Annotated in this window: 26 protein-coding genes; 17 read left to right on the top strand and 9 right to left on the bottom strand. The window is 73.8% G+C overall.

The window, feature by feature from the left end; all coding sequences use genetic code 11:
- The first annotated feature begins 2 nt into the window (after positions 1-2).
- Positions 3-719 (top strand): TetR/AcrR family transcriptional regulator, encoded by a 717-nt coding sequence (locus tag ACFUUZ_RS06635; RefSeq protein ID WP_378693235.1) that lies wholly within the window; start codon positions 3-5, stop codon positions 717-719.
- On the opposite strand, the gene ACFUUZ_RS06630 is transcribed toward ACFUUZ_RS06635, so the two are convergent.
- Positions 720-1,247, bottom strand: a complete 528-nt coding sequence (locus ACFUUZ_RS06630; protein ID WP_378693233.1) for a hypothetical protein — start codon at positions 1,245-1,247, stop codon at positions 720-722.
- Positions 1,248-1,353: 106 nt separating this feature from the next.
- Here ACFUUZ_RS06630 and ACFUUZ_RS06625 point away from each other — a divergent pair, with 106 nt between their 5' ends.
- The 5 genes from ACFUUZ_RS06625 (at position 1,354) to ACFUUZ_RS06605 (ending at position 5,900) form a co-directional block, all read left to right on the top strand.
- Positions 1,354-2,289: an alpha/beta hydrolase gene (locus ACFUUZ_RS06625; protein WP_378693230.1), complete on the top strand. Its 936-nt coding sequence runs from the start codon at positions 1,354-1,356 to the stop codon at positions 2,287-2,289.
- Between the two features lie 65 nt (positions 2,290-2,354).
- Entirely contained in the window at positions 2,355-3,014 is a 660-nt protein-coding gene (locus ACFUUZ_RS06620; protein ID WP_378693228.1) for a hypothetical protein, read from the top strand.
- Positions 3,015-3,042: 28 nt separating this feature from the next.
- Positions 3,043-3,834, top strand: coding sequence for an acyl-CoA thioesterase domain-containing protein (locus ACFUUZ_RS06615; protein WP_378693226.1), 792 nt, complete (start codon positions 3,043-3,045; stop codon positions 3,832-3,834).
- Between the two features lie 145 nt (positions 3,835-3,979).
- Positions 3,980-4,927, top strand: coding sequence for a hypothetical protein (locus ACFUUZ_RS06610; RefSeq protein ID WP_378693224.1), 948 nt, complete (start codon positions 3,980-3,982; stop codon positions 4,925-4,927).
- Positions 4,928-5,069: 142 nt separating this feature from the next.
- On the top strand, positions 5,070-5,900 hold the full coding sequence (locus ACFUUZ_RS06605) for a CPBP family intramembrane glutamic endopeptidase (RefSeq protein WP_378693222.1): 831 nt from the start codon (positions 5,070-5,072) through the stop codon (positions 5,898-5,900).
- On the opposite strand, the gene ACFUUZ_RS06600 is transcribed toward ACFUUZ_RS06605, so the two are convergent.
- Positions 5,791-7,440 carry a cutinase family protein gene (locus ACFUUZ_RS06600; protein WP_378693221.1) on the bottom strand — a complete coding sequence of 550 codons (1,650 nt, stop codon included), beginning with the start codon at positions 7,438-7,440 and terminating at the stop codon, positions 5,791-5,793. The genes ACFUUZ_RS06605 and ACFUUZ_RS06600 overlap by 110 nt on opposite strands.
- 179 nt (positions 7,441-7,619) lie before the next feature.
- Here ACFUUZ_RS06600 and ACFUUZ_RS06595 point away from each other — a divergent pair, with 179 nt between their 5' ends.
- Positions 7,620-8,201 carry a PadR family transcriptional regulator gene (locus ACFUUZ_RS06595; RefSeq protein ID WP_378693220.1) on the top strand — a complete coding sequence of 194 codons (582 nt, stop codon included), beginning with the start codon at positions 7,620-7,622 and terminating at the stop codon, positions 8,199-8,201.
- Positions 8,198-8,638, top strand: a complete 441-nt coding sequence (locus ACFUUZ_RS06590; RefSeq protein ID WP_378693218.1) for a nitroreductase family deazaflavin-dependent oxidoreductase — start codon at positions 8,198-8,200, stop codon at positions 8,636-8,638. Before ACFUUZ_RS06595 ends, ACFUUZ_RS06590 begins: the two co-directional genes overlap by 4 nt.
- Before the next feature lie 11 nt (positions 8,639-8,649).
- Here ACFUUZ_RS06590 and ACFUUZ_RS06585 read toward each other — a convergent pair whose 3' ends face one another.
- On the bottom strand, positions 8,650-9,192 hold the full coding sequence (locus ACFUUZ_RS06585) for a YaeQ family protein (RefSeq protein ID WP_378693216.1): 543 nt from the start codon (positions 9,190-9,192) through the stop codon (positions 8,650-8,652).
- 12 nt (positions 9,193-9,204) lie between these two features.
- Complete coding sequence (locus ACFUUZ_RS06580) at positions 9,205-9,582, bottom strand: VOC family protein (protein WP_378693214.1); 378 nt, start codon at positions 9,580-9,582, stop codon at positions 9,205-9,207.
- A 66-nt stretch (positions 9,583-9,648) separates the two neighbouring features.
- Here ACFUUZ_RS06580 and ACFUUZ_RS06575 point away from each other — a divergent pair, with 66 nt between their 5' ends.
- Positions 9,649-9,981: a winged helix-turn-helix transcriptional regulator gene (locus ACFUUZ_RS06575; protein ID WP_378693212.1), complete on the top strand. Its 333-nt coding sequence runs from the start codon at positions 9,649-9,651 to the stop codon at positions 9,979-9,981.
- A gap of 48 nt (positions 9,982-10,029) precedes the next feature.
- Here the strand turns inward: ACFUUZ_RS06575 and msrA are convergent, their stop codons facing one another.
- Together msrA and msrB are read right to left on the bottom strand one after the other, a co-directional pair.
- On the bottom strand, positions 10,030-10,539 hold the full coding sequence (gene msrA, locus ACFUUZ_RS06570; RefSeq protein ID WP_378693210.1) for a peptide-methionine (S)-S-oxide reductase MsrA: 510 nt from the start codon (positions 10,537-10,539) through the stop codon (positions 10,030-10,032).
- Positions 10,536-10,991, bottom strand: coding sequence for a peptide-methionine (R)-S-oxide reductase MsrB (gene msrB / locus ACFUUZ_RS06565; protein ID WP_378693208.1), 456 nt, complete (start codon positions 10,989-10,991; stop codon positions 10,536-10,538). The genes msrA and msrB overlap by 4 nt, the downstream gene beginning before the upstream one ends.
- Before the next feature lie 175 nt (positions 10,992-11,166).
- Here msrB and ACFUUZ_RS06560 point away from each other — a divergent pair, with 175 nt between their 5' ends.
- The 6 genes from ACFUUZ_RS06560 (at position 11,167) to ACFUUZ_RS06535 (ending at position 17,616) form a co-directional block, all read left to right on the top strand.
- Positions 11,167-11,850: a GNAT family N-acetyltransferase gene (locus ACFUUZ_RS06560; RefSeq protein WP_378693206.1), complete on the top strand. Its 684-nt coding sequence runs from the start codon at positions 11,167-11,169 to the stop codon at positions 11,848-11,850.
- Positions 11,851-11,891: 41 nt separating this feature from the next.
- Entirely contained in the window at positions 11,892-12,755 is an 864-nt protein-coding gene (locus tag ACFUUZ_RS06555) for a GNAT family N-acetyltransferase (protein WP_378693204.1), read from the top strand.
- A 20-nt stretch (positions 12,756-12,775) separates the two neighbouring features.
- Positions 12,776-13,693, top strand: a complete 918-nt coding sequence (locus ACFUUZ_RS06550; RefSeq protein WP_378693202.1) for an NAD(P)H-dependent flavin oxidoreductase — start codon at positions 12,776-12,778, stop codon at positions 13,691-13,693.
- A gap of 190 nt (positions 13,694-13,883) precedes the next feature.
- Positions 13,884-14,867, top strand: coding sequence for a hypothetical protein (locus ACFUUZ_RS06545; RefSeq protein WP_378693200.1), 984 nt, complete (start codon positions 13,884-13,886; stop codon positions 14,865-14,867).
- On the top strand, positions 14,864-15,718 hold the full coding sequence (locus ACFUUZ_RS06540; protein ID WP_378693198.1) for a hypothetical protein: 855 nt from the start codon (positions 14,864-14,866) through the stop codon (positions 15,716-15,718). Before ACFUUZ_RS06545 ends, ACFUUZ_RS06540 begins: the two co-directional genes overlap by 4 nt.
- A complete protein-coding gene (locus ACFUUZ_RS06535) occupies positions 15,715-17,616 on the top strand; it encodes a protein kinase (RefSeq protein ID WP_378693196.1) in 1,902 nt (633 codons plus the stop codon). Before ACFUUZ_RS06540 ends, ACFUUZ_RS06535 begins: the two co-directional genes overlap by 4 nt.
- Positions 17,617-17,626: 10 nt before the next feature.
- On the opposite strand, the gene ACFUUZ_RS06530 is transcribed toward ACFUUZ_RS06535, so the two are convergent.
- The 3 genes from ACFUUZ_RS06530 to ACFUUZ_RS06520 all read right to left on the bottom strand — a co-directional run bounded on the left by ACFUUZ_RS06530 (position 17,627) and on the right by ACFUUZ_RS06520 (position 21,927).
- Entirely contained in the window at positions 17,627-18,511 is an 885-nt protein-coding gene (locus ACFUUZ_RS06530) for a TIGR03621 family F420-dependent LLM class oxidoreductase (RefSeq protein ID WP_378693194.1), read from the bottom strand.
- A gap of 32 nt (positions 18,512-18,543) precedes the next feature.
- Positions 18,544-20,787, bottom strand: coding sequence for a TerD family protein (locus ACFUUZ_RS06525; RefSeq protein WP_378693192.1), 2,244 nt, complete (start codon positions 20,785-20,787; stop codon positions 18,544-18,546).
- A 111-nt stretch (positions 20,788-20,898) separates the two neighbouring features.
- Positions 20,899-21,927 carry an NAD-dependent epimerase/dehydratase family protein gene (locus ACFUUZ_RS06520; protein ID WP_378693190.1) on the bottom strand — a complete coding sequence of 343 codons (1,029 nt, stop codon included), beginning with the start codon at positions 21,925-21,927 and terminating at the stop codon, positions 20,899-20,901.
- 93 nt (positions 21,928-22,020) lie between these two features.
- Here ACFUUZ_RS06520 and ACFUUZ_RS06515 point away from each other — a divergent pair, with 93 nt between their 5' ends.
- Positions 22,021-22,638 carry a TetR/AcrR family transcriptional regulator gene (locus ACFUUZ_RS06515; protein WP_378693188.1) on the top strand — a complete coding sequence of 206 codons (618 nt, stop codon included), beginning with the start codon at positions 22,021-22,023 and terminating at the stop codon, positions 22,636-22,638.
- A 14-nt stretch (positions 22,639-22,652) separates the two neighbouring features.
- Entirely contained in the window at positions 22,653-23,804 is a 1,152-nt protein-coding gene (locus ACFUUZ_RS06510; protein ID WP_378693186.1) for an alkaline phosphatase family protein, read from the top strand.
- Positions 23,805-23,809: the final 5 nt, after the last annotated feature.

Genomic DNA, 23,809 nt, shown 5'->3' with positions numbered 1-23,809 from the left:
GGATGACGGCCCGCCGGGGCCGGGCGCCCGCGGTCAGCGACGCGGACATCCGGCGGGTCGCCCGCGCCCAGCTGGCCGCGCACGGCCCCGAGGCGCTCACCCTGCGCGCCATCGCGGGCGCGCTGAACGTCACCGCGCCCGCCCTGTACCGGTACTACGGCTCGCGCGACGAGCTGGTCGCGGCGCTGCGCCGGGACATCTGCCTCGCGCTCGCCGACCGGCTCGCCGCCGAGGCGGCCGAGCTGCCGGACGACGGCCTCGGCCAGCTCTTCGCGCTGTGCCGCGGGTTCCGGCGCTGGGCGCTGGCGAACGCGCACGAGTTCACCCTGGTCTTCGCCTCGCCGCAGCACGGCCGGCCGGAGACGCGGCGCTTCGAGGAGCCGTTCGGCCGGGTCTTCCTGGCCTCCGTCGGCCGGTTGCTGGCCACTCACGACCTGGCGCTGCCGCCCACCGACGACATTCCGGAGACGCTGCGCGCGGACCTGGTCGGCTACCAGTACGACCTGCTCGCCATGCTCGCCGCCGCGGGCCAGAAGTTCCCGGCGGAGAAGCTCGACCTCGGCGTCACCTACCTGATGATGACGCTGTGGGCCCGGCTCTACGGCCACGTGACGCTCGAGGTGTTCGGCAACTACCCGATGCGGGTGCGCGACCCGGACGCGGTCTTCGAGGCGCTGCTCGCCGAGCTGGCCGCGGGCATCGGGATCAGCGGACCCTGATCACGGCTTCGTCCGGCCGGGCAGCGGGTGCGGCAGGATGCCGTCGGCGAAGTAGAGCAGCGAGCCGCAGCCGTCGCAGCGGTAGGCGTGCTGCTCGTCCACCAGTTGGCCGAGCTCGCTCGGCGCGTCGGTCATGAACCCGGTGTGCCCGGTGACGAAACCGATCTGCCCGAGGTAGGTGCGCGGCCGTTCGCACCACGGGCAGTCGAGGTCGATCCGGGCCGCCCGGCGCTGGATCTCGGCGGTGCGCTCGGCGATCCGCTGCTCCGCCTGTCGCACGTAGTACTGCCCCTCGGAGACGCTGATCCGGCTCGGCGAGCTCCACGGCCCCTCGTAGCCGGTGTCGACCGCGGTGCGCAGCTGCGCGAACTCGGCCTGCGAGGCGGGCACCGCCCGGCTGCCGCGGATTCCGCCGTCGGCCCGGAAGGTGACCTCGGCCCGCGAAACACGCTCCGGCAGCCCGTCGTAGAGCCGGACCTTCCGCGGGTCGCGCCGGTCCGGGGTGTACTCGATCCCGCTCTTCGCCACGGCGCCACGCTAGCGGCGCCGGGTTACCACCACGGTAATTCCGGGGGCATTCGGACGGCGCCGTTCCCGGATACCGTGACGGCACGGCCCGACGGAAGGAACTCCGATGTCCGCTCTGCGCAGGACAGCGCTGCTCGTGCTCGCCGTATTGCTCGGCGCGGCAGCACTTCTCGTTCCCGCCGCGCCCGCGTCGGCGAGCGCGATCGTGCGCTGGGAGAACCGGGTCAGCGACCGCATTCTCGACATCGGGATCTCCTCGCCGAACCTGGAGGGGCCGGACTGGTCGGTCAAGGTGGTGCGGCTGCTGCTGCCCCCCGGCTGGTCGAAGGAGGCCGACCGGAGCTGGCCGACGATCTGGGTGCTGCACGGCGGGTTCGACGACCACAGGTCGTGGAGCGACAAGGGCGATCTGGCGGCGCTCACCGCCGGGAGGGACGCCATCGTCGTGCTGCCCGAGACCAGCTGGTGCAGCGCGTACAGCGACTGGTGGAACTACGGCGCCGCCGGTGCGCCCGCCTGGGAGAAGTACCTGCTCGGCGATGTGCGCACGGTACTGGAGTCGACGTACAAGGCGAATACGACGCGCGCCGTCGCAGGGAATTCCATGGGCGGGCTCGGTGCCATGAAGTTTGCGGCGAAGTACCAGGGGTGGTTCCGGTCGGCGGCGTCGTTCAGCGGGAACGTGGATCCGCTGCACGAGTCGGGCGCACCGGGCGGGCCCGACCTGCCCGGTCAGGGGTGCGGCGCGGACTGGAAGCGGGTCTGGGGCGACCTGCCCGCGCAGGAGCACATCTGGCTGGCGAACAACCCGTACAGCCAGGTGCACGAACTCACCGATATCCCGCTCTTCGTCTCCTACGGAGAGGGCGACGCGATCGAGCGGAAGGCGTACGAGCAGAACTTCCGCTTCGTCGACGCGCTCCAGGAGGCGGGCGCCCAGGTCGACGAGCGCCACGTGCCCAGCCAGGGCCACAACTGGGACGCCTGGAAGATCCAGATGAACAACGCCCTCCCCATGCTGCTCTCCTCGGTCGGCGCGTGAGCGCAGCCGCCCGCTTGCCGCACCGCCGCACCGGCGCGCCGATCCTGGGCGAGGAGCGTCGGCGGGTGCTGCGCCTGCTCCGAGCGCACGCCCCCGATGCGGGTGCGTGGACCTGGTCCGAGGTCGGCGCCGACGGGACGGTGCTGCGGCAGGCGGTCTTCCTGGAGAGGCTGCCCCTGGCCGCACCCGACCCGCCGGGACCTGCGATCGACGGTTGTGCCGGGGGCGCCGCTACCGCGGTTTCGGTGGAGGACCGCGAGCGGGTGCGGAACGAGTACGGCGCGCGCGGCGTCGCGTTCTACGACGCGATCCAGGGCACGGCCGTCGCTGTCCAGGCCGATGCCGTCGACGTGTCGCAGGCGGATTTCGATCGGGTGTGGGAGCACGCCGCGCGGCAGCGCCGATTCACCCGCCACACGACCGGCCCGCTGCCGGTGGGGACGCGGCTGACCGGCACCGTGACGTCGGTGCCGTGGGGCCCGGGCATCACCGGGCTGTTCGTCGACATCGGTTCGGTCTCCGACGCTTTCATGGACCTGCTCAGCGTGCGCCGCCCGGCGGAACAGTGGCCGGAGGTGGGCGATATCCTCGCGGTCGAAGTGGTTGCCGTCAACCTCTACCTGTGGTCGTCGCCGTGGCGGGAAACCAGGATTCAGGTCCAGCTGGCGCTGATCGGCGGCATCGCGGCGCGGGCGGTGAATGGACACCCGTCCGAGACTGGGTAATGTCGATCGTCGCAGCACAGGAGGATCGATGGTCAGCTTCTTCACGCCGGACGGCGACACGGTGGTTCCCGAGAAGGTCGCGCGCAGCGGCTGGGGCGGCGGGCACCTGGGCGGCCCCGGCGTGTGCGGGCTGATGGCGCGCGAGGTCGAGCGGTACTGCCCGGAGGGTTTCGTCCCGGCCCGGATGACCGCCGACCTGTTCCGCCCGGTGTGGGACCGGCCGATCACCGTGCAGAGCGAGGTGGTGCGCACCGGCAGGCGGATCACCGTCGCGGACGCGCGGATCGTGCAGGACGGCGAGGTGCGCGCCCGCTCGACCGTGGTCTTCCTGAGCACCGGCGCCACCCCGCCCGGAGAGCTGTGGCGCCCCGAGCGCGAGCTGCCGGTGCCGCCGGTCGGCATCGTCCCGCCGGAGGGCGCGCGCCCGCTGTTCCGCAGCGGTGAGCGGGAGTGGTCCCGGGAGTACGGCGACCACCAGAACGCGGACCGCAAGATCTCCTGGCACGCCATGCCCGCCCTGGTCGCCGGGGAGAAGCTCACCCCGTTCCAGCACGCCGCCATGGTCGGCGACACCGCCAACCACATCTGCCACTGGGGTTCCGAGGGCGCGGGCTACATCAACGCCGACATGACGCTCACGCTCTCCCGGCTGCCGATCGGCTTCGAGCTGGGGCTGCGCGCCGAGGACTCGCTCGCCACCGACGGCGTCTCGATCGGCACCGCGACCATGTACGACCGCACCGGCCCGCTCGGCACCTGCGTGGTCACCTCGCTCGCCAACGCCGACAAGCTGATCGACTACACCGCGCCGCGGCGCTGACCGGCTGCGCCGCCGGGTATCCCGGCGGCGCGGGTTCGGGCGCTCCGGTTAACAGCGGGCCCGCGCGGGGATATCTTCGGGCAGTACCCGCCGCGCGCCCGAACCCGGATCACGCCGGCCGGGTCCGCGTTCCCTGGAGGCAGCCGTGCCCACTCCCCTCGTCCGGATCTCCGCGACCGCTGCGGCGCTCGCCCTCGCCGTCCTCACCCTCACCGCCTGCGACGACGAGACCGCGGGGACCGCGACGCCCGCGGGCTCGTCGGCCACCTCGTCGGCCGGTGCCCCGGCCGGGGCGCCCGGCGGGCGCTCGGAGCAGGCCACCGTGCGCACCGTCGGCAAGACCGGCTGGTACGACGGCTTCACCATCACCGTCGACAAGGCCACCGTGGTCCCGGACGAGTACGGCGGCGCCCAGGTGGCCATCGACATCACCTACGTCAACGACGGCCGCACCGACCGCATGCTCGGGCTCACCCCGACGCTGCTGGTGAACGGCGAGCTGGACGGCGGCGCCACCTTCGACAGCCCGACCGTCGCCGCTGGCGGCAAGGGCAGGGGCAGGGCCGAGACGCCGGTCCGGGCGCTGGACGACGCCGAGCGGCTGATCGACACCATCACCGTCGTCTACGGCACCGCCGCCGACAACCAGACCATCATCCCGCTGGCGGAGGACGAGCAGGTGCGCAGCGTCGAGCCGCGCAGCTTCCCGGTCTCGGCCACCGTGACCCAGGGCGAGACCACAGCGACCGTCACCGGCGCCACCCTGCACCCGAGCTACAGCACCGGCGACCGCGGCAGATCCGACCTGTCCCTGCAGGTCACGCTCACCGGTGGCAGCGGGATCCCGGACGGCGGCACCAACGTCTACTACCAGTACTTCAGCATCCGCACCCCGGACGGCCGCACCCTGCCCGCCGACTTCAAGGGCCCGATCAACGAGCTGCTCGGCGCCGGCCAGACCATCGACAACCCGGACCTCCTCGCGGTCTTCGTGGTCGCCTCCCCCGGCACCGGCACCTACACGCTCTCCTACAACGCCCTCGGCCCCGAGGGCGAAGCCTCCGCGCCGACAGCCACCTTCACCCTGGAGTAGGGCCGGAACGGCAGCCGATGCCGCCATCGAACGACGGGCCGATGAACGGTGGGGCAAGGGGCGATGGCCACCGGCTCGAATCCCGGTTGACCGGACAATTCGGGCGGGCGCGGGGTGCTGGACGGCGGTTACGCTCTGGTCCGTGCACATCTCGCGGCGGCTGTACCTCGGCGCGGAGTTCGCGCTGCTCTTCGGTGGGGGCGCCGCGCTCTACAGCGCGCGGTTCCGCGGCACCTCGCCGATTCCGGTGCTCGTCGCGCTCGGCATCGGGGTGACCAGGCAGCTGCGCCGCTCGGCCACCTTCGACCGGCGCAACTTCTGGCGCGCGGAGGCGCTGGGGCCGGAGGTCGGGCCGATGCTGCTGCTGGTCGGGGCGAGCGGGGCGGTGCTCACCGCCGCGGTGGCCGCGCTGCGCCCCGCCGACCTGTTCGAGCTGCCGCGCCGCCACCCCGGGCTGTGGGCGGCGGTCATGGTGCTGTACCCGGTGCTGAGCGTGTACCCGCAGGAGTTGGTGTTCCGCGCCTTCGTCTTCGACCGCTACGCCGCGGTCTTCGGGAACGGCCCGGTCCTGGTCCTGGCCAGCGCGGCCGCCTTCGGCTACGTGCACATCGCCTTCGGCAGCTGGCTGTCGGTGCTGCTCAGCGGTGCGGGCGGGGTGCTGTTCGCCCTGCGCTACCAGCGCACCGGCTCGCTCTTCGCGGCCACCGTCGAGCACTCGCTGTACGGGATCCTGGTCTTCACCGTGGGGCTGGGGCGGTACTTCTACCACGGCGCGGCCGATGTCGCGCTCGCCGCGGCGTCGCCGACCGCGGCACGCACGGCGGCGGCCCCGTCCGTGGACGGGGCCGCCGGTGGAACTGCGCTCAGCGCGCGCCGGTCGTCGTCGACGTCCCGGATTCGGTCGTGGTGGCGGCGGGTTCGGTCGTCGTCGCCTGCGGCGTCGTGGTGGGCGGCGCCGCGATCTGCGGGGTAGTCACCGGCGGCTGCGTCGTGGTGGTCGCCGACCCGGTGCCGGAGGTGGTGCTGCCCGCGGTGGTGCTCGATGCCGAACCGCTCCCGGTCGTGGTGGTCCCGCTCGGCTTCGCCGTGGTCGTGGTCGCCTTGGCGGCCGTGCTCTGCACCGCGGCCTGCACCGTGGCGTAGTCGTCCGGCTCCGGCTTGGCCTTGGTGTTCACCGGCTCCCCGGCCTGGGCCTGCTTGGCCAGGTGGGTGAGCCAGGCGGCGGCGTACTGGGCGGAGGTGAGCGGCCGGTCGTTCTTCGGGTCGGCGTCGTCCCAGTAGTCGAAGTGGTGGCCGGTGTGGTTCGGGCCGAGGGTGAGCTGGTAGGGGTCGCTCAGCACGACCGGGATGGTGTTCTCGTTGGTGGCGATCAGCCCGACGATCTCGTTGAGCACCTTCTGCGGCAGGTAGGCCAGCGGGGAGAGGTCGTCCGCGGCGATGGCGTCGGCCTTGGCGGGCTTCTGCGGGGCGGCCTTCGGGTCGTACTGCGGATCGGAGACCCGCAGCAGCACGTCGAGGAAGGTCTCGTCGCTCTGCATCCAGGTGCCGATCCCCTGGGCCTGGATGTCGGCGAAGGCGGCGATCGCGATCCGGCCGAGCGCGACGGCGACGTCCTGACCGGTCGCGGGGTTGAGCCCCTCGCGCTCCAGCCGGTCCATGTCGAGCTGCCTGCCGACGTTCACCACGAGCGTCAGCAGCGAGATGTTCTCCGGGGCGGCGCAGGTCAGGTCGCCGTCGGAGCAGAAGGAGGCGATCTTGCCGTCGAGGGCGCCGAAGCCGCCCGCGGTGCCTGCGACCGCGCCCTGCCCGGAGGTCGGGGTGCAGTCGGCGGTCTGGAACTGCTGGTCGAAGCCGTCCGGGTTGGTGCAGGCGTTCGCCGCGCCGATGAACGGGCCGTCGCCGGGCGACCGGCCCGCGTCGGCGAGGATCACCACGCCGACCACGTCGTCCGGGTCGACGATGCCGTACTCGCCGTCGGCGCCGGGCTCCTGGTTGCCGATCTCCATAGCGACCCGGCGCACCACGTCGGCGCCCTCGCTGTAGCCGACGATGGCGAACCTGGTGTCCGGGCAGGCCGCGCTGATCTCGCTCATGACCTGCTTGGTGTTCGCCACCCCGGTCTCGACCGCGTCCTCGTAGCTGGCCATGTTCGCGGGGTAGGCGATGTAGACGGCGGCGTACGAGTCCGGGTCCACCGCGCCGTCGGGGGCGTTGACGACCGGGTCGACCCACTCGCTGTTGTGGTCGCCCGCGAGCGCGGCGGGCAGCGGCTTGCCGTCGGCGTCGACCAGCAGCTTGGTGCTGTTCTCGGCGGGCGCGTCGTTGCGACCCGCGACCGAGATGGTCACCATGTCGTGGCATTCGGTGACCGAGCTGGTGAGCTGGGTGGCGTCGTCCCGCTCCGGTGCGGTGACGGCCCAGGTGGCGGCCACGATGGCGACCACGCCGAGCGTGGCGGGCGCGACGACCGCGGTGGCGATGCGGTGGCGCGCGAAGAAATCCCTGAGAGGCATCCCGGTATCCGTTCCTGAATCGACGAGCGGACGGACAGGCCCCCCGACGGGCCGTTTGTCACCAGGCACGTCGAAATCCGAGGGGTTGGTGTTACGGGTGGTGCCCGGTGATCTTCCCATACTCGGCACCCGAGCCGTATAGTCGAACTCGGTTATTCGAACTCGACCAAAGGTGAGTCATGCCGCCACGCGCCGCCCGCACCCCGCTCACGCTGGCGGTGCTGAGCCTGCTCGCCGAGTGCCCGCGGCACCCCTACGAGATGCAGGCACTGATCCGGCAGCGCCACGTCGGCGACGTGGTCCGGCTGCGCGGCGGCTCGCTCTACGACGCCATCGCCCGGTTGGAGGCGCTGGAGCTGATCGAGGCGGTGGGCTCGGCCCGCAACGGCGCCCGCCCGGAGCGCACCGTCTACGCCGTGACCGCGGCGGGGCGGGCGCAGCTCACCGAGCAGCTGCGCGAGTACCTCGCCGAGCAGGCCGAGGAGTTCCCCGTCTTCCCCGCCGGGCTCGCGCATGCCCTGCACCTGCCCGCCGCCGAGGTGGTGGCGCTGCTGCGGAATCGGGCGGCGGCGCTCACCACCCGGATCGCCGATGTCGACGCCGATCTTGAGATCGCCCGCGCCGCCGCGGTCCCGCGCGCGGTCCTGCTCGAAGCCGAGTACGCCCAAACCGTGCGGCGCGCCGAACTGGCGTGGCTGCACGGCATCGTCACCGAACTGGAGTCGGGCGAGCTCGCCTGGCCGGAGCTGGAGGAAGAATGAGTCAGGTCGCGCTGCCCCGCAAGGTGCGGTTCTTCAACGTCGTCATCAAGGGGCTGCAGCGAATCGGCCTCTCGACCGGTCCGGTCACCGTGCTGACGGTGCGCGGGCGCAAGAGCGGGCAGCCGCGCAGCACCCCGGTCACCCCGTTCCGGCTGGACGGCGCCGAGTACGTGCTGAGCGGCCTCCCCGGCTCGGCCTGGGCGCACAATGTGCGCGCCGCGGACACCGTGGAGCTGCGCAGCGGCCGCCGCACCCGCACCGCGCGCATGGTGGAGATCCCGGTCGCCGAGCGCGGGCCGATCCTGCGCGCCTTCGTCGAGCAGGTGCCGCGCGGGGTGGCGATGATGCGCGACGCCGGGGTGGTGCGCACCGGGTCGGTCGCCGAGTTCGAGGCCGCCGCGGACCGGCTCGCCCCGTTCCGGATCGACCCGGCCTGAGCGCTACCGGGTCATTCGATCCGGTGTTCGGTGACCGGCGAGCTCAGGTCGGTCCCGTTGAGCGACAGGTACAGCACGTCCTCGGTCACCGACACGCTCAGCGTGTTGCGCCGCTGCACGAGCGCGGCCGCGGCGTCGACGAACTCGCGGTCGAAGGCGCGCACCGGGATCTCCGCCGCCCGGTGCACCTTCTTCCCGGTGAACTGGGCGAGCACCTTGGCCGGGTCGCGGTGGGTGTACACCGCGACCCGCTCGGCGAGTTTGCTGCCCCGGTGCACCCGCTCGGCGTCGGGGGCGCCGACCTCGATCCAGGCGGTGATCCGGCCGGTGTGGTCGCGCACGAGCACGGCGGGTTCGTCGGTCGAGGAGACTCCGCCGTCGCTGAAGGTGATCCCCTCGCGGTACTCCAGGCAGTAGGCGAGCAGCCGGGTGATCATGAACTCCGCGGTCTCCGAGGGGTGCCGCGCCACCCGCGTCTCCCACTCCTCGTAGACGCCGCGGTCGATATCGGCCAGGTGCACCGCGAAGGTGTGCACGGTCGCGCTCAGTGCCATGAACGCAGCAGCTTAGCCGGTGCCGAGCACCCGCTCGCGCACCTCCGGGCTCCACTCGACGTACTCGACCAGCACGCCGTCGGGGTGCCTGGCGTAGAGGAAGCGGCCGGTGGCCGAGGATTCGGGGCCGTGCGTCACGGTGGCACCCGAATCGGCGAGCTGCGCGCGCAGCGCGTCCAGGTCGGCGACGACGAGCGGGCCGACGGTCCCGCGGTACCGGTCGGTGGCCTCCGGTGGCCCGGCGACGATCAGCAGGTCGCCGACGGCGGCGAGCTCGGCCGCCTCGAAACCGAAGCGCAGGTCGGCGGGGCGGCCGACCAGCGTCTCGTAGAGCGGCAGCGCACGGTCCAGGTCGGTGACGAAGAGCCGGGCGTAGGTTTTGAGGATCACGTCGGGCACGCTACGGATCGGCGCCGCCGGGCGGGAGTACGCACTTCGATGTGAGAGGGGGCCGCGATGCCGACCGAGCAGGAGCAGGCCGCGGCGGTGGCCAGGCGGGTGTTCGGCGTGCTGTCCACCAAGTGGGCGCTGGCCGCGCTGGAGGCGCTCGGCGCTGGCGAGCGCCGCTTCGCCGAGCTGCACCGCGAGCTCGACGGCATCAGCTACACCGTGCTCACCCGCACGCTGCGCGCGTTGGAGGCCGAGGGGGTCGTCACCCGCTTCGACCACGGCACCGCCGCGCCGCGGGTGGACTACGCGCTCACCCCGGCGGGCCGCGCCCTGCTCGGCACCGTGCACGGGCTGTGCACCTGGTCGCGCACCCACCTGGACGAGCTGCTCGCCCCCTGAGACGCGAAACGGCCCCGGCGAATCGCCGGGGCCGCCATTGCTACCGGGTCAGGCGTTCGCGCGCTTGGGCAGCTTCCAGCCCGGGCGCGGGTAGTGGCAGGTGTAGCCGTTCGGGTAGCGCACCAGGTAGTCCTGGTGCTCCGGCTCGGCCTCCCAGAACTCGCTCGCGGCGGTCACCTCGGTGACGACCTTGCCCGGCCAGAGCCCGGAGGCGTCGACGTCGGCGATGGTGTCCAGCGCGACCTGCTTCTGCTCGTCGTCCAGGTAGAAGATGGCCGAGCGGTAGCTGGTGCCGATGTCGTTGCCCTGCCTGTCCTTCGTGGACGGGTCGTGGATCTGGAAGAAGAACTCCAGCAGGGCCCGGTAGTCCGTCTGCGCGGGGTCGTAGATGATCTCCAGCGCCTCGGCGTGGCCGGGATGGTTGCGGTAGGTGGGGTTGTCGTTGCGGCCGCCGGTGTAGCCGACGCGGGTCGACAGCACCCCCGGCTGCTTGCGGACCAGGTCCTCCATGCCCCAGAAGCATCCGCCCGCCAGAATCGCCCTACGCGTGTCGGTCACGCCTCCTCCTTCGTGAACAGAGCGGTGTACTGCCCGTAGCCCTCGGCCTCGAGCCGATCGAGGTGGACGAAGCGCAGTGCCGCCGAATTGATGCAGTAGCGCAGCCCGCCCTCGGCCCGCGGGCCGTCGGTGAACAGGTGGCCGAGGTGGCTGTCGCCGTGCGCCGAGCGCACCTCGGTGCGGATCATCAGGTGGCTGAAATCCTTCTTCTCCACGATGTTGTGCGCGTCGACCGGGCGGGTGAAGCTCGGCCACCCGCTGCCGCTCTCGAACTTGTCGACCGAGGCGAACAGCGGCTCACCGGAGACGACGTCCACGTAGAGCCCGGGCTCGTGGTTGTCCCAGTACTCCCCGGTGAACGCACGCTCGGTGCCGTTCTCCTGGGTCACACGGTACTGCTCCGGCGAGAGCGCCGACAGTGCCGCGGGGTTGCGGTTGTACTCCTGTGCCACACGACCTCCTCGTTCAGGCTCCCGGTACAACCGCGCGCAAGCCCGGAAAAGTCCCGTCGAGCCGCTGGTCCCCGGGCCCGGGTGCCGGGGCTAGGGTGGCGGGGATGCCTGCGCCGACGCCGTGCCCCGATCCCGCGCTGAACCGGTCGTCTCGATCGTGCCGGTGCGGCCGCGCGTGAGCGGGTCGGCGGGCAGGCTCCGGGTGCTGGCCAACCCCGGCGTCGCGATGTCGATCGCCCGCTTCCACCTGCGGCCGCTCGGCCGCCTGCTGCGCGCGGTCCGCTCCCCCGGGTTCACCCTGGACGACTCCGCGCTCGCGCCCTCCGGCACGACGGTGCGGGTGCGGCTGCCGCGGCTCACCGACGCACCGGCCTGGCGCTCCGCCCGGCTGCGCAACCGGGAGGCGATCGAGCCGTTCTGGGTGAGCACCGGCCGCGGCTGGGGCGCCCAGCACACCGACCGGGCCTGGGCCGGGCACTGGCTGGCCGCGCGCTGGGGTGCCCGCTTCGGCACCTTCCTGAGCGTGGTGATCGAGGTGGACGGGCAGTTCGCCGGGCAGTGCGAGCTGCGCATCGAACCGCACGACCGGCGCGGTGAGACCGGGATCTGGCTCGACGCCGAACTGGCCGAGCCGGGCACCGCGGTGGTGGCCGGGCGGTTGGTGATGGCGTACGTCTTCGACACGCTCGGACTGGTCCGGGTGGCGGCGCCGGTCAGCGTCGACAACGAGCGCGCCGCGCGGCTGGCGGCCCGGCTCGGGTTCGTCCGCGAGGGCAGGATGACCGGGTACCTGACGGTCGGCGGGCAGCGCCGCGACCACGACCTGTGGGCCATCACCGTGGACAGCCCGCGCCCGTAAACCATTGGCGCCGAACCGCGGGCGCTCTCTACCGTCGACGCATGGAGCTGGAGTTCACCCCGGACGCCGCCACCTTCCTGGCCGCGGCGGGCGCGTACCTGGCCACCGAACCGGTGCTCAGCACGGTGGTGGCGACGCTGGCGGACCGTCAGGTGACGCAGCGCGCCGACGGCGTCGCGATCCCGGACGACCAGTGGTTCCTGACGGTCAGGGACGGGGCCGCTGTCGTCGGGGCGGCCATGCGCACCGCGACCTTCGGCCGCCGCCCGGCCTACCTGCTCCCGCTGCCCGCCGCGGCCACGCTGGAGCTGGCGCGGGTGCTGCACGCGCGCGGCGAGGAGCTGACCGCCGCGCACGGCGCGCTGCCGACGGCGGCGGAGCTGCTCGCCGAGCTGGCGCGGCTGGCCGGGCGCGGAACCGTCGAGACCAGCGTGGCGACCAGGCTCTTCGAACTGGGCACGCTGGTACCGCCGCCCGGCGTGCCCGGCGCGCTGCGGGCGGTGCGGCCCGCCGAGGCCGAGCTCGCGCGGGCCTGGTTCGGCGCCTTCAACGCCGAGAGCCACGCGCCGGGTGGCGAGCGCGAGGCACCCGAGCTCGACGACGTCCGCTACCGGATCGCCAAGGGCAGGCTCTGGTTCTGGGAGCACGCGGGGCAGCCGGTCCACCTGACCGGCACCAACCCCCCGGTCGCGGGCGTCGCCCGGGTCGGTCCGGTCTACACCCCGCCGGAGCAGCGCGGCCGGGGCTGGGCCTCGGCCGCCGTCGCCGAGGTGTCCCGGGTCTTCGCCGCGGAGGGTGCGCGGGTCTGCCTCTTCACCGACCTCGCGAACCCCACCTCGAACAAGATCTACCAGCGCATCGGCTACCGCCCGGTCGCCGACATGGCCGAGCTCGTGCTGGTGTAGCGGCGCGGCACACTGGACCCATGCGGACATCGGCGTGGGCGCGCGAGCTGGGGTTGCGGGTACCGGTGGTCAATGCCCCCATGGGCGGGGTGGCGGGCGGGCGGCTGGCCGCCGCGGTGCGCGCGGCGGGCGGGCTCGGCATGATCGGTATGGGCAGCGCGGGTTCGGCGGCGGCGCTGCGCGCCGAGTTGGCGCGGGCGGGCGACGAGGTCGGAATCGGCGTGGTGGACTGGGTGATCCGCGCCGAACCGGAGCTGTTCGAGGTGGCGCTGGCCGCCCGGCCGCGGCTGCTCTCGGTGAGCTTCGGCACCGACCTGTCCTGGGCTGCGAGAGCCCGCGAGCTCGGCATCCGCACCGCCACCCAGGTGTACTCCGCCGACGAGGCGCGGCGCGCGCACGACGCCGGGATCGACGTCCTGGTGACGCGCGGCGCGGCGGGCGGCGGCCACGGCACGGCCGCGCCCGAACTCCGACCGCTGCTGGACGAGGTGCTCGCCGCCGTCCCGGCCCCGGTGTTGGCGGCGGGCGGCATCGCCACCGCCGCCGACCTCGCGGCGGTGCTGGCCGCCGGGGCGGCGGGCGCCTGGATCGGCACCCGCTTCGCGGCCTGCGCCGAATCGCTGCTCCCCGAACCCGGCCGCCGCGCTCTCATCGCCGCCACCGGCGCGGACACCGTGCTGACCAGGGCCTTCGACATCGCCGCCGGGCTCCCCTGGCCCGCCCGATTCCCCTCCCGGGTGCTGCGCGACGCCGCCACCGACCGCTGGGCCGGTCGCGAGGACGACCTGCGCGCCGACCCCGCGGCCCGCGCCGAACTCCGTTCCCGCGCCGCCGATCCGGCGACCGCGCCGGTGGACGCGGGCCGCGCCGCCGGGGCGATCACCCGGGTGGAGACCGCCGCCGAGATCCTCGCCACCCTGACCGCATCCGATTCGTGACCGGCTGACCGCTGCGCGAGTTCGCCCCACCGCGATCAACGGTGAGCAGGGCTCGCAGTTCAGCGCTCCGTCGCGGCACGCGCGCTCTACGATGACACTGATCGATCTGTGATCACGGGGAGGGCCCATGCGGATTTCGGGGCGAACGGACGCGGGCGGAAACAGCGAGCGGCGGTGGAGATCCCGACTCGTGGCCATCGGCCTGGCACTGTTCCTGATGTCGTCGATGATGGCGGCGACCGCGGTGGCGTTCCCGCCGGGAACCGTCACCGTCCGCGCGCCGTTGCCGCCGAGTTCCACGCCGATCGTGCCGGACGAGCAGTGCTCGGGAACCACCTGCGACTCCACCGAGGAGGAGAGCACGGAGGATCCGGACGGCACCGGCGCCGAAGACCCCTACCCCGGATGCCGAACCGGGGTCGGCCCGTGCCCGTTCTCCGATCCGTGCCTGCGCAACCCCGGCGCGCCGGGGTGCGCCACCGACCCGTGCGCGGGCAGCAGTCCGCCCTCGACCTGCGGAACCCCGCCGGACTGCTCGTCCGCGAATCCACCGCCCACCTGCCCGCAGGACCCGGATCCGACCGTGCGGTGTATGCCGGGCGATCCGCAGTGCCCACCCGGCGGCGAAACCTCGAATCCGGAGAACACCGAACAGGACCCGCGACCGGAAACCGGCGGCCCGGACACCTCGAACCCGGGCACCGGCGATCCGCGGACGGAGAATCCGCGCCGCGACGATCCGGGCTCGGACACCGGGCGACCGGAGACCGGCGAGCCGCCGGTGACCGACGACCGGAAGCCGACGGGCTCCGCCGCGCTGGAGCTGACCCCGGTCGCGATCGCCCCCGGCGGCGAGGTGACGGCCTCCGGGCGCGGGTGCGATCCGGGCGCCCCGGTCGAGCTGTCGATCGGCCGGACCCCGGTCGGCACGGCCGTCGCCGCGGCCGACGGCTCCTTCACCGCGCGGCTGACGCTCTCCGCCATCGAGGTCGGGCGGCACGACGTGCGGACGTGGTGCGGGCGCACGCTGACCGCCGCACTCGACGTGGTGCTGGTCAGCAGCGTCGACGGCGGTGCCTCGACGATCGCGATCCTGTTGTTCTTCCTGCTCCTCGGTGGCTGGTTCTACGGCCACCGGCTCATCTCGCACCGTTCGACCCGGAGAGACCGATGACCATCCCCACGAGGCGAATCGCGCTGTCGGTGCTCGCCGTCCTGTTCGGCGCGGCGGCGCTGATATCGCCAGGACCGGCGCACGCCGAGCCGGACGGCCTGACGATGACCGCCACCGTCGACGATCGGGACATCGCCGGTCGCACCGGCGCCGACCCGGTCCGGCTGACGCCGGACAGCGCGGCCGGGGTCGCGGTGACGCTCACCAACGGCAGCGCGCAGCAGGTCGAGGTGCGCCGGGTCGAGCTCACCGGCGAGGTGCTCGGACTGCGCTTCTTCTCCTACTCGACCGCCGTCGGCCTGAAGATCGCGCCCGGAGCGACCGAAACCCTGCGCTACCAGCTGGATCTCGCGGGCCTCGACGGCCAGGCCACCGGCCTCATCGCCGGACGGCTCGCCGTCACCGGCGCGGACGGCGCCGAACTCGCGCACGTCGACACGGTGACCGACGTGCGCGGTTCGATCCGGTCGGTCTACGGCCTGTTCGGCATCGCGCTCGCCGTACTGACCGGATTGGCGCTGCTCGACGCCGCGATCGGCATCGCCGGGCACCGGCTCTCGGCGAATCGCTGGCAGCGCGGGGTCCGGCTGCTCGCCCCCGGGGTCGGGATCGGGCTGATCTTCGGCTTCACCGCGTCGGTGCTGCGCTGGTGGGTGCCGGACACGGGGGTCTGGCTCGGGGTGGCGGGCGCGGCGGCCGCGATCGCCTTCGTGCTCGGATACCTCTCCCCGACCCCGGATTCCGAGCCGGACGACGCGCTGGATCTCGGTGCTGTCGACCTCGCCGGGAACGCCGACACCGTCCGCATCGCGGCGCGGGGGCCGATCGCGGGAACGAGCGAGAACCGGTGACCGCCGACACCGACTGGTTGCGCGCGGCCCTGCCCGGCTACGACCTCGGCCCCGAGGTCGGGCGCGGGGGCTGCGGGGTGGTCCGCTCGGGTGTCCAGCGCAGGCTGGGCCGAGCGGTCGCGATCAAGCAGATCCCGTCCCAGTTCGCCCACGACCCGACGGTGCGCAGGCGCTTCGTCGCCGAGGCGCGGGTCATGGCGGCGATCGACCATCCGCACGTGGTGCGGGTCTTCGACTACGTCGAGCACGAGCAGCTGTGTCTGCTGATCATGGAGTACCTGCCCGGTGGCACGGTCGCCCACCGCTTCGCCACGCAGGGCTTCGACGCCGCGGGGGCGGTCGCGGTCGCGCTCTCCTGCGCCGCCGGGCTGCAGGCGGCGCACGACCACGGTGTGCTGCACCGCGATGTGAAACCGTCGAATCTGATGTTCGGCGCGGGCGGCGCGATCAAGCTGACCGATTTCGGCATCGCCAAGATCGTCGGCGGTGACGAGACGCTGGTGACCAAGGCGGGCGAGATCGTCGGCACCCCGTCCTATATCGCGCCGGAACAGGTCCGCGGCGAGGAGCTCTCGCCCGCCACCGACATCTACTCGCTGGCGACGATGCTCTACCAGCTGCTCGCCGGTGTGCTGCCCTTCCCGCCCGCCGCCAACCAGCTCGCCGCGCTCTACGCGCACGCCTACGAGCAGCCGATCCCGCTGTCGGAGGCCGCGCCGCGGATCCCGGGGCCGATCGCGGCGGTGGTGATGCGCGGCCTGGCGAGCGAGCCGACGCAGCGCTTCGGCTCGGCCGAGGAGTTCGGCATCGCGCTCGCCGAACCCGCGGCCTACTGCTGGGGCAGCGATTGGCTCACGCCCGTCGGTATCCCGGTGATCGGGGCGGACACCATCGTGGCCGCCGCCACCGGCGGCTCCCGTGGCGCGGGCCGCGGTGGCACCGGGCGTGCGCCGAGCGCGCCCACCGTGCGCGTGCCCACCCCCCGGCCGGGCAGCCACCCGCCGCCGACGCGCCAGGCCACCCGGCCCGGCCCCGGCCCGCTCCCGCCGACGGCGCAGGCGCCGCGGGTCCGCCCGCAGGGTGATGTCCAGGACCGTGGAGCCCGGTTGATCGATCTCGACCGTGCCGACCTGGTGCCCGTCAACGAGGTGGTGCGGTTCGCGTCGCCGCGGGTGCCGTTCGCGATCGCCGCGGTCCTGGCCCTCGGCGCGTGCGCCGTCGCCGTCGTCGGACTCGGCGGGCCTGCGGCGGGCGGGGATCTCGCGCCCCGAACCGTCACCCTCGCGAACGCCGACCCCGCCGCGACCGGACCGATCACCCTCGACCTGGCCGCGCCGGTCCCGCTGCGGGTGGACGGCGTGGACGCCGACGCCGCCCGGCTGTCGGTCGTCGTGCTCGGGGCGCGGATCGGCGGCGCGACCACCCCGATCGCGCCCGGGAACCCGACCGCGGTCCCCGCGCCCGTCAACCCCTACATCATGGCCGGGACCGGGACGGCGGAGTTGACCCTGCTGCGCGGCGGCGCCGAGATCGCCACCCAGCGTGTCGGATTCCGCACCGCGCAGCCCGCGATCAGCACGGCCGTCGCGGTCGGCGTCGCGCTGCTCGCCCTGCTCGCCTTCGCCTACCTCGAATCCAATCTCCGCGCGCTGCGCCGCGGCCGGGGCGCGTTGGCGAACACCGCCGGGCTGGTCGTCAGCGCCGCGGCGGCCGCCGTGGCGGTGGCGGGTGCGGCGTGGGTGCTGCTCGGCACCCAGCCGACGGTGCCCGCGCTCGCCGTGGCGGCGCTCGGCGCGGCGGGCGCGGGGGTGGCGGCGGCATCCGGCGCGCGCCGGATGGGCAAGCGGTACCGCTACCTGCGCGGCAGTCGTCGTGTGGTGGCGATCGTGCGGGATTGACCGGCCGCGGTCAGCGCAGCAGCGGGATGACCGGGGCGAAGGTCTCCATGTGCTCCTCCATCACGGTGATGTAGCCGAACCCCCACCGCTCCCTGCGCTCGCGCAGCCGCTCCGCGATCTCCTCCGGGGTGCCGACCAGCAGGATCGGTAGCTCTTCGGGTTTGCCCGCGATCTCGGCGGGCAGCATGTCGCCGACCCGCTCCAGCAGCGCCGCCCGCTCCCCCGGACCGGCCACCTGCTGGATGAGCAGGTTGAACTCGACCGAGTCGGCGCGCGCGCCGAGCAGCCGCCGCGCGGTGGCGACCCGCTCCCCGTACGCGGCCGGGCCCGCGGCCACCAGCGGGCCGCCGTTGGTGGCGGCGGCCGCGCCGGTGAACCCGATGATGTCGGCGTGCTCGGCGGCCAGCGCGAGCAGCTTGTCGCCCCAGCCCGCGATGAGCACCGGCGGGCCGCCGGGACGGGACGGCCGCGGCTCGTAGCCGGGGTCGGCGAGCAGCCCCTTGATGCTGCCGAGCGCGGCGCCGAGCTGCCCGATCCTGGCGCCGCCGGTGCCGAACGGGATGTCCGCGGCCTCGAACTCGGCCCGCACGTAGCCCGCGCCGACGCCGAGCTCCAGCCGCCCGTCGGTGATCGCGTCGACGGTGGCGATCTCCCTGGCCAGCAGCACCGGGTTGTAGAAGGGGGTGTTCAGCACGAAGGTGGTGAGCCGCGGCGCCGCGGTCACCTCGGCGGCCAGCACCAGCGAGGGGAACGGCGCGGGCATCCCGAGGTGGTCGGCGACGCCGAGCACGTCGAAGCCGAGCTCCTCGGCCCGCCTGCACTTCGCCGCCCACTCGGCCCGCGAGCCCGAGGCGATCATGTTGACACCGAACCGGAACGATCGTTGTGCGCCCACCCGACCTGTCTACCGCACGGGCGGGGCGGCGGTCACCCCGCGTCCACCGGCTCGGCCTGCTTCGGCGCGGCGGGCACCCATTCGCGCAGCGGCTGCACCACGGCGCCGTAGAAGGTGTCGACCGCGGTGGTGACGCCGGTGACGAAGCCTGCGGCGGTGCCGGAGCGCCGCGCGCCCATGGGGAAGGTCTGGCGCAGGGTGAAGGCGACGACGGTGCCCGCGCGGCCCTGGGTGAGGACCTTGGGGTCGGCGCGCACGGCGTCGAGCCGCTCGCACGCCTCGTTCCCGCGCTCGGAGAAGACCGCCTCCACGGTGACGTCGGCGGGGGCGTCCTTCAGCTGCCGCAGCAGCCAGGCCACCCGGCGGCCCGCGGTGCCCTCGTCGGGGGCGTCCAGCGAGACCGCACAGCGGATCTTGGCGGTGCGCACGTCGGCGACGACCACCAGGTCGCCCGCGGTCTCCGGGATCCGCAGCACCGCTTCGAAGGCGCCGTCGGCGGCGAGCCGCTCGGCCACCGCGGCGCTGCGCGCGGCCGGGTCGGCGGTGTGCTTGCGCGGCAGCACGTGTTTCACGGTGACGCCGAGCTCGGCGGTGAGCCGCAGTGCGAGGTGCCGGGAGAGCGAGGTCCAGGTGTCGGCGACGGCGAGCGCCTTCTGGTCGCTCGCGCGCAGCGTACCCGCGGTCACCGCGTCGCGCACCGCCACCCAGTGCCTGCCCATGTCGACGAACTCGCTCGCCCCGGAGCGGGGATGCTCCAGGTAGCGCAGGAATTCGGCGAGCAGCCACGCACGCAGCTCGTCCTCGATGCCGCCGTGCGCGAGCAGCATTCTGGCCTCGTGCGCGACCTCGGCCCAGGACAGGTGTCGCAGCGCCACCTTCGCGAGCTTGCGCCGGTCCACCTCGACCGGCAGCTCGCCCGGCCCGGCGGGGACGTCGTTGGAGAGGCTGACCACCACGTCGTACTTGCGGCGGCGGGCGACGTCGAGGTAGTTCTCCAGCTGGTCCCGGCGCAGCCTGCCGTTGCCGGTCTTGACCTCGAGCAGCGCGGTCCAGAGCTTGCCGCCGCGCTGCACGCGCAGCACCGCGTCCGGCACCACCTTGCCGTCGCCGCGCTCGTACTGCACCTCGAGGTAGCCCTCGAAGGCGCCGACCGGCGCGCCGATCCGGGCGCAGATCGCCCGCGCGAACGGCTTCACCGCCTGCATGGTGGCGACGAAGGCCGAGGTGGCGCGGCGCTCCTGTTCGTCGCCCGCGCCGATGCCCGCGACCGAGAAGAGCCGGGCGGGCTGCCAGCCGTCCTCGCCGAGCGCGAAGGTCATCGGCTCGGCGCGTTTGACCGCCGCGCGCTTGGCGGTGCGCACCCCACGGCGGGCGACCGCGCGCACCGGCTCGGGCGCGGTGGTCACGCTCGCCGCCGCGGCGACAGCTGTTTCCGCCGCGGCCACCGCTGTCTCGGCGGCGGCGACGGCGCTGCCCGCGGCGGCCACGGCGGGATCCGCGGCGGCAACGGCGGGATCCGGGGCGATCACCGCGGGATGCGGGGCGATCACGGCGGGTTCGGTCACGTCCACCGCGGTATCCGTCGCAGCCGCGGCGGGGCGTGCCGTGAGCGGTCCGGCGCCACCGCCGGACCGGTCGCCGTCGGCGAGCGCGGGATCGCAGGTCTCGGCCGCTCGGCCGGCTTCCGATCGGTCGCCGACCGGAGAGACCGCGTCGTCCGCCGGACCCGGCGTCGTGTCGTCCTCCTCGTCGATGTCGACGCCGAAAGCGGTGGCGAGCCCGGCCAGCCCGGAGTCCCAACCCTGCCCGACCGCGCGCACCTTCCATTCGTTTCCGCGCCGGTAGATCTCGCCGAAGACGAAGGCCGACTCGGTGGTGGCGTCGGCGGTGACGTACTCGGCCAGCGAACCGCCCGCGCCGTCCACCACCCGCAGCGCGAGCTTGCCGAGATCGCCGAAGGCGCCGGTGCCGACGCTGCCCGCCAGCGCGATCGTGTGCACCGCCGCCGGGACCGCGGCGAGGTCGAGCGCGATCCGCGCCTGGACCCCCTCCTCGGTCGCGCTCGTGCCGAGGAAGACCACCGACCCGTCGGCCGGGTCCGGCTGGTTGTAGAAGACGAAGTCGTTGTCGCCCCGCACTTTCCGGTCGGCGCCGAGCAGCAGCGCGGAGGCGTCGACCTCGACCTCGCTCTCGGTCCAGCCGAGCACGACGTCGATGCGCTCGACATCACCGGGCAATGCGATGTTCTGGCCCTTGGACAGCAGCGGAGACGTCACTGCGGCACACCCCTCGTTCCCGTGATCGGAAGACCCCCGTCGCCCACCCCGGGCAACGCAGCACATGTCGCGCGAACTGTGCGCCGCGTTACAGACGATAGGCGAACGGCATCACGCGGACACGAAACCGCCCGCCGGGGCGGGCACGATCCCGGCGCGGATGAGGCTCTCGGCGGTGTCAACGACGGATTCCCGCACCGGGCGCATGTCCCAGCCGAGTTCGGCGCGCACCTTGTCCGCGCTGACCAGCTCCCGCATCCCGAGATTCGGCACCGTGAGGGCGACGCTGCGGTCGACGAGCGCGACGGCGCGCACCACGAAGTCCGGGATGGTGCGGGACGGGATGCGGTACCCCAGCGGTCCGAACTCCGCGGCGAGCAGCCGCGCGATCTCGGGCAGGGTGAGCGGGTCGCCCGCGCAGATGTAGCGGTTGCCCGCGGCCGCCGGGGTCTCCAGGGCGAGGCGGTGCGCGACGGCGAGGTCGCGGACGTCGACCGGGGCCCAGGTCACCCGGGGCATGCCGGGCATCTCGCGGGTCAGCAGCCTGCGGATCGGCTCGTGTGAGGTACTGGTGGCGGTGCCGAGCAGGGGCCCGAGGATGATGCCGGGGTTGAGCACGACCAGCTCCGGGCCGTCGGGGTGCGCGGCGGCGAAGTCCCAGGCGGCGCGCTCGGCCAGCGTCTTGCTCTTCGGGTAGGCGGTGGCCTTCGAGACCACGGTCCAGTCGGCTTCGGTGCGCACCCCGGAATCGGGGTGGCCGTAGGCGATCGCGGCGGTGGACGAGGTCTGCACCACCCGGCGCACGCCCGCGTCGGCGGCGGCGCGCAGCACCCGCAGCGTGCCGTCGACCGCGGGGCGGATCAGGTCGTCCTCGTGCTTCGGCGGGGCGGAGGGGAACGGCGACGCCACGTGCAGCACGCCGTCGACGCCGTGCGCGGCCGCGGCCCAGCCGGTGTCGAAACCCAGGTCGGCCGCGACGAATTCGAGGTCGCCGCCGAGCGCGGTCAGGTGCGCGCGCCGGTGGGCGGCGTCGAGGTCGCGCACGGTGGCGCGCACCCGGTAGCCGGCGCGCAACAGCTCGGCGATGCAGTGTCCGGCGACGAATCCGGTCGCGCCGGTGACGAGGATGCGGGGGCTCATGGAGGTCTCCTTCGGTCCGCTCGCGGCGCCCATCTGAACGCTGCTCAATTAATCTAAGCACCGCTCAGAAGAGCTGTCCACTACGCTGATCGGGTGCGGCGGACCACCTATCACCACGGAGCGCTCCGCGACGCCCTGCTCGCGGCCTGCCTGCGGCTGCTGGAGTCGGAGGGGCTGGCGGCGGTGAGCCTGCGCCGAGTCGCCCGCGAGGCCGGGGTCAGCACCGGCGCCCCCTACCACCACTTCCCGGACCGCGCGGCGCTGCTCTCCGCGCTCTCGGTGCAGGGCTTCCGGCTGCTGGAGGCCGAGCTGCGCGCGGCGCGCGCCGCCGCCCCTGACCCGCTGGCCGCGATCAACGCGCTGGCCGCCGCCTACGTGCACTTCTCCCGCGAACACCCGGCGCACTTCCGGCTCATGTTCCGCCCCGAGCTCTCGCAGCCGGAGAAGCACCCCGACGTCAGCACCGCGGGTGACGCCGCGTTCGGCGTCCTCACCGACACCATCGCCGAGTGCGTGGCGGCGGGGGTGCTGCCCGAGCGCGGCGCGGAGACCCTGGCGGTGACCTTCTGGGCGCTGGCACACGGCCTGGCCTCGCTGTGGCTCGACGGCAAGCTGGCCGAGCGCAGCGACCAGCTCGGCACCAGCGCCGACGAGCTGGTCGCCGAGATCCTGCGCACCTTCACCGCACTCGCCACCCCGGCCGCGGGCTGACTACAGTCGGCGCCGTGCTGCTCACCCCCCGCTACGGCGCCGACGCCCTGGCCGACCTGCTGCCCTCGGTCCTCGCCGCACTCGGCGTTCCCGGCGAGACCGATGCGCTGACACTGGGACTCGACCCCGCCATCGACCGGATCTGCGTGCTGCTCGTCGACGGCCTCGGCAGCCACCAGTTGGCCGAGCACGCCGCCGACGCCCCGACGCTCACCGCGCTGCCCCGGCGCACCCTCACCGCCGGTTTCCCCAGCACCACCGCCACCAGTCTGGCCTCCTTCGGCACCGGGCTGCCGCCGGGCGAGCACGGCGTCGTCGGCTACCTCATCCGGGTGCCCGGCTTCGATCGCGCGGTGAGCACACTGCGCTGGACGCTGCACGGCGCGGGCGAGCACGTCGACCTGCTGCGGGCGCTGCCGCCGGAGGAGTTCCAGCCGCGCGCGACGGCGTTCGAGCGGGCGGCGGCGCACGGGGTCACCGTCACCCAGGTGGCGCCCGGCTACCAGAACGGCTCCGGGCTGAGCCGGGCGGTGCTGCGCGGCTGCGAGTTCCGGCTCCAGGTGTCGGTCGGCGACCTGGTGGACGGGGTGCTCACGGCGCTGGAGGCCGGGCCGCGGGCGCTGGTCTACGCCTACCACGCCGACCTGGACTCCACCGGGCACCTGCGCGGGCCGGGGTCGCGGGCCTGGCGCGGGGAGCTCGCGCACACCGACCGGATCGTCGCCGAGATCGCCGAGCGGCTGCCGCCGCGCTCGGCGCTGCTGGTCACCGCCGACCACGGCATGATCACGCACACCGGCAGCGTGGACTTCGAGGCCGAACCCGCGCTGCGCGAGGGGGTCGCGCTGCTCGCGGGCGAGCCGCGGGTGCGGTACGTCCACACCGCCGACGGCGCCGTCGACGACGTCGCCGCGGCCTGGCGCGCCACCCTCGGCGCGGATTTCACCGTGCTCGCCAGGGACGAGGCGATCGAGCGCGGCTGGTTCGGGCCGGTGGTGGCCGACGCGGTGCGGCCGAGGATCGGCGATCTCGTCGTGCTCGCCACCGGCAGCCGCGGCGTCGTCCGCCCCGGCGCGGAGCCGATCCAGTCGGCCATGGTCGGCCACCACGGCTCGCTCACCGCGGCCGAGCTGGAGATTCCGCTGGCGGTGGCGACCGCGCTCTAGGCTCA

Origin of the sequence: Nocardia sp. NPDC057353 (assembly GCF_042667085.1) — a bacterium.
Classification (GTDB): domain Bacteria; phylum Actinomycetota; class Actinomycetes; order Mycobacteriales; family Mycobacteriaceae; genus Nocardia.
The sequence above is the reverse complement of the archived record's forward strand: the minus strand, read 5'-3'. Positions and strand labels throughout refer to the sequence as shown.

Excerpts from the sequence above, each read along its gene's own strand:
- ACFUUZ_RS06600 (WP_378693221.1), bottom strand. The coding sequence starts at position 7,440 with ATGCCTCTCAGGGATTTCTTCGCGCGCCACCGCATCGCCACCGCGGTC.
- ACFUUZ_RS06555 (WP_378693204.1), top strand. The coding sequence starts at position 11,892 with ATGGAGCTGGAGTTCACCCCGGACGCCGCCACCTTCCTGGCCGCGGCG.
- ACFUUZ_RS06590 (WP_378693218.1), top strand. The coding sequence starts at position 8,198 with ATGAGTCAGGTCGCGCTGCCCCGCAAGGTGCGGTTCTTCAACGTCGTC.
- ACFUUZ_RS06625 (WP_378693230.1), top strand. The coding sequence starts at position 1,354 with ATGTCCGCTCTGCGCAGGACAGCGCTGCTCGTGCTCGCCGTATTGCTC.
- ACFUUZ_RS06520 (WP_378693190.1), bottom strand. The coding sequence starts at position 21,927 with ATGAGCCCCCGCATCCTCGTCACCGGCGCGACCGGATTCGTCGCCGGA.
- ACFUUZ_RS06615 (WP_378693226.1), top strand. The coding sequence starts at position 3,043 with ATGGTCAGCTTCTTCACGCCGGACGGCGACACGGTGGTTCCCGAGAAG.
- ACFUUZ_RS06635 (WP_378693235.1), top strand. The coding sequence starts at position 3 with ATGACGGCCCGCCGGGGCCGGGCGCCCGCGGTCAGCGACGCGGACATC.
- ACFUUZ_RS06585 (WP_378693216.1), bottom strand. The coding sequence starts at position 9,192 with ATGGCACTGAGCGCGACCGTGCACACCTTCGCGGTGCACCTGGCCGAT.
- ACFUUZ_RS06550 (WP_378693202.1), top strand. The coding sequence starts at position 12,776 with ATGCGGACATCGGCGTGGGCGCGCGAGCTGGGGTTGCGGGTACCGGTG.
- ACFUUZ_RS06575 (WP_378693212.1), top strand. The coding sequence starts at position 9,649 with ATGCCGACCGAGCAGGAGCAGGCCGCGGCGGTGGCCAGGCGGGTGTTC.
- ACFUUZ_RS06540 (WP_378693198.1), top strand. The coding sequence starts at position 14,864 with ATGACCATCCCCACGAGGCGAATCGCGCTGTCGGTGCTCGCCGTCCTG.
- ACFUUZ_RS06595 (WP_378693220.1), top strand. The coding sequence starts at position 7,620 with ATGCCGCCACGCGCCGCCCGCACCCCGCTCACGCTGGCGGTGCTGAGC.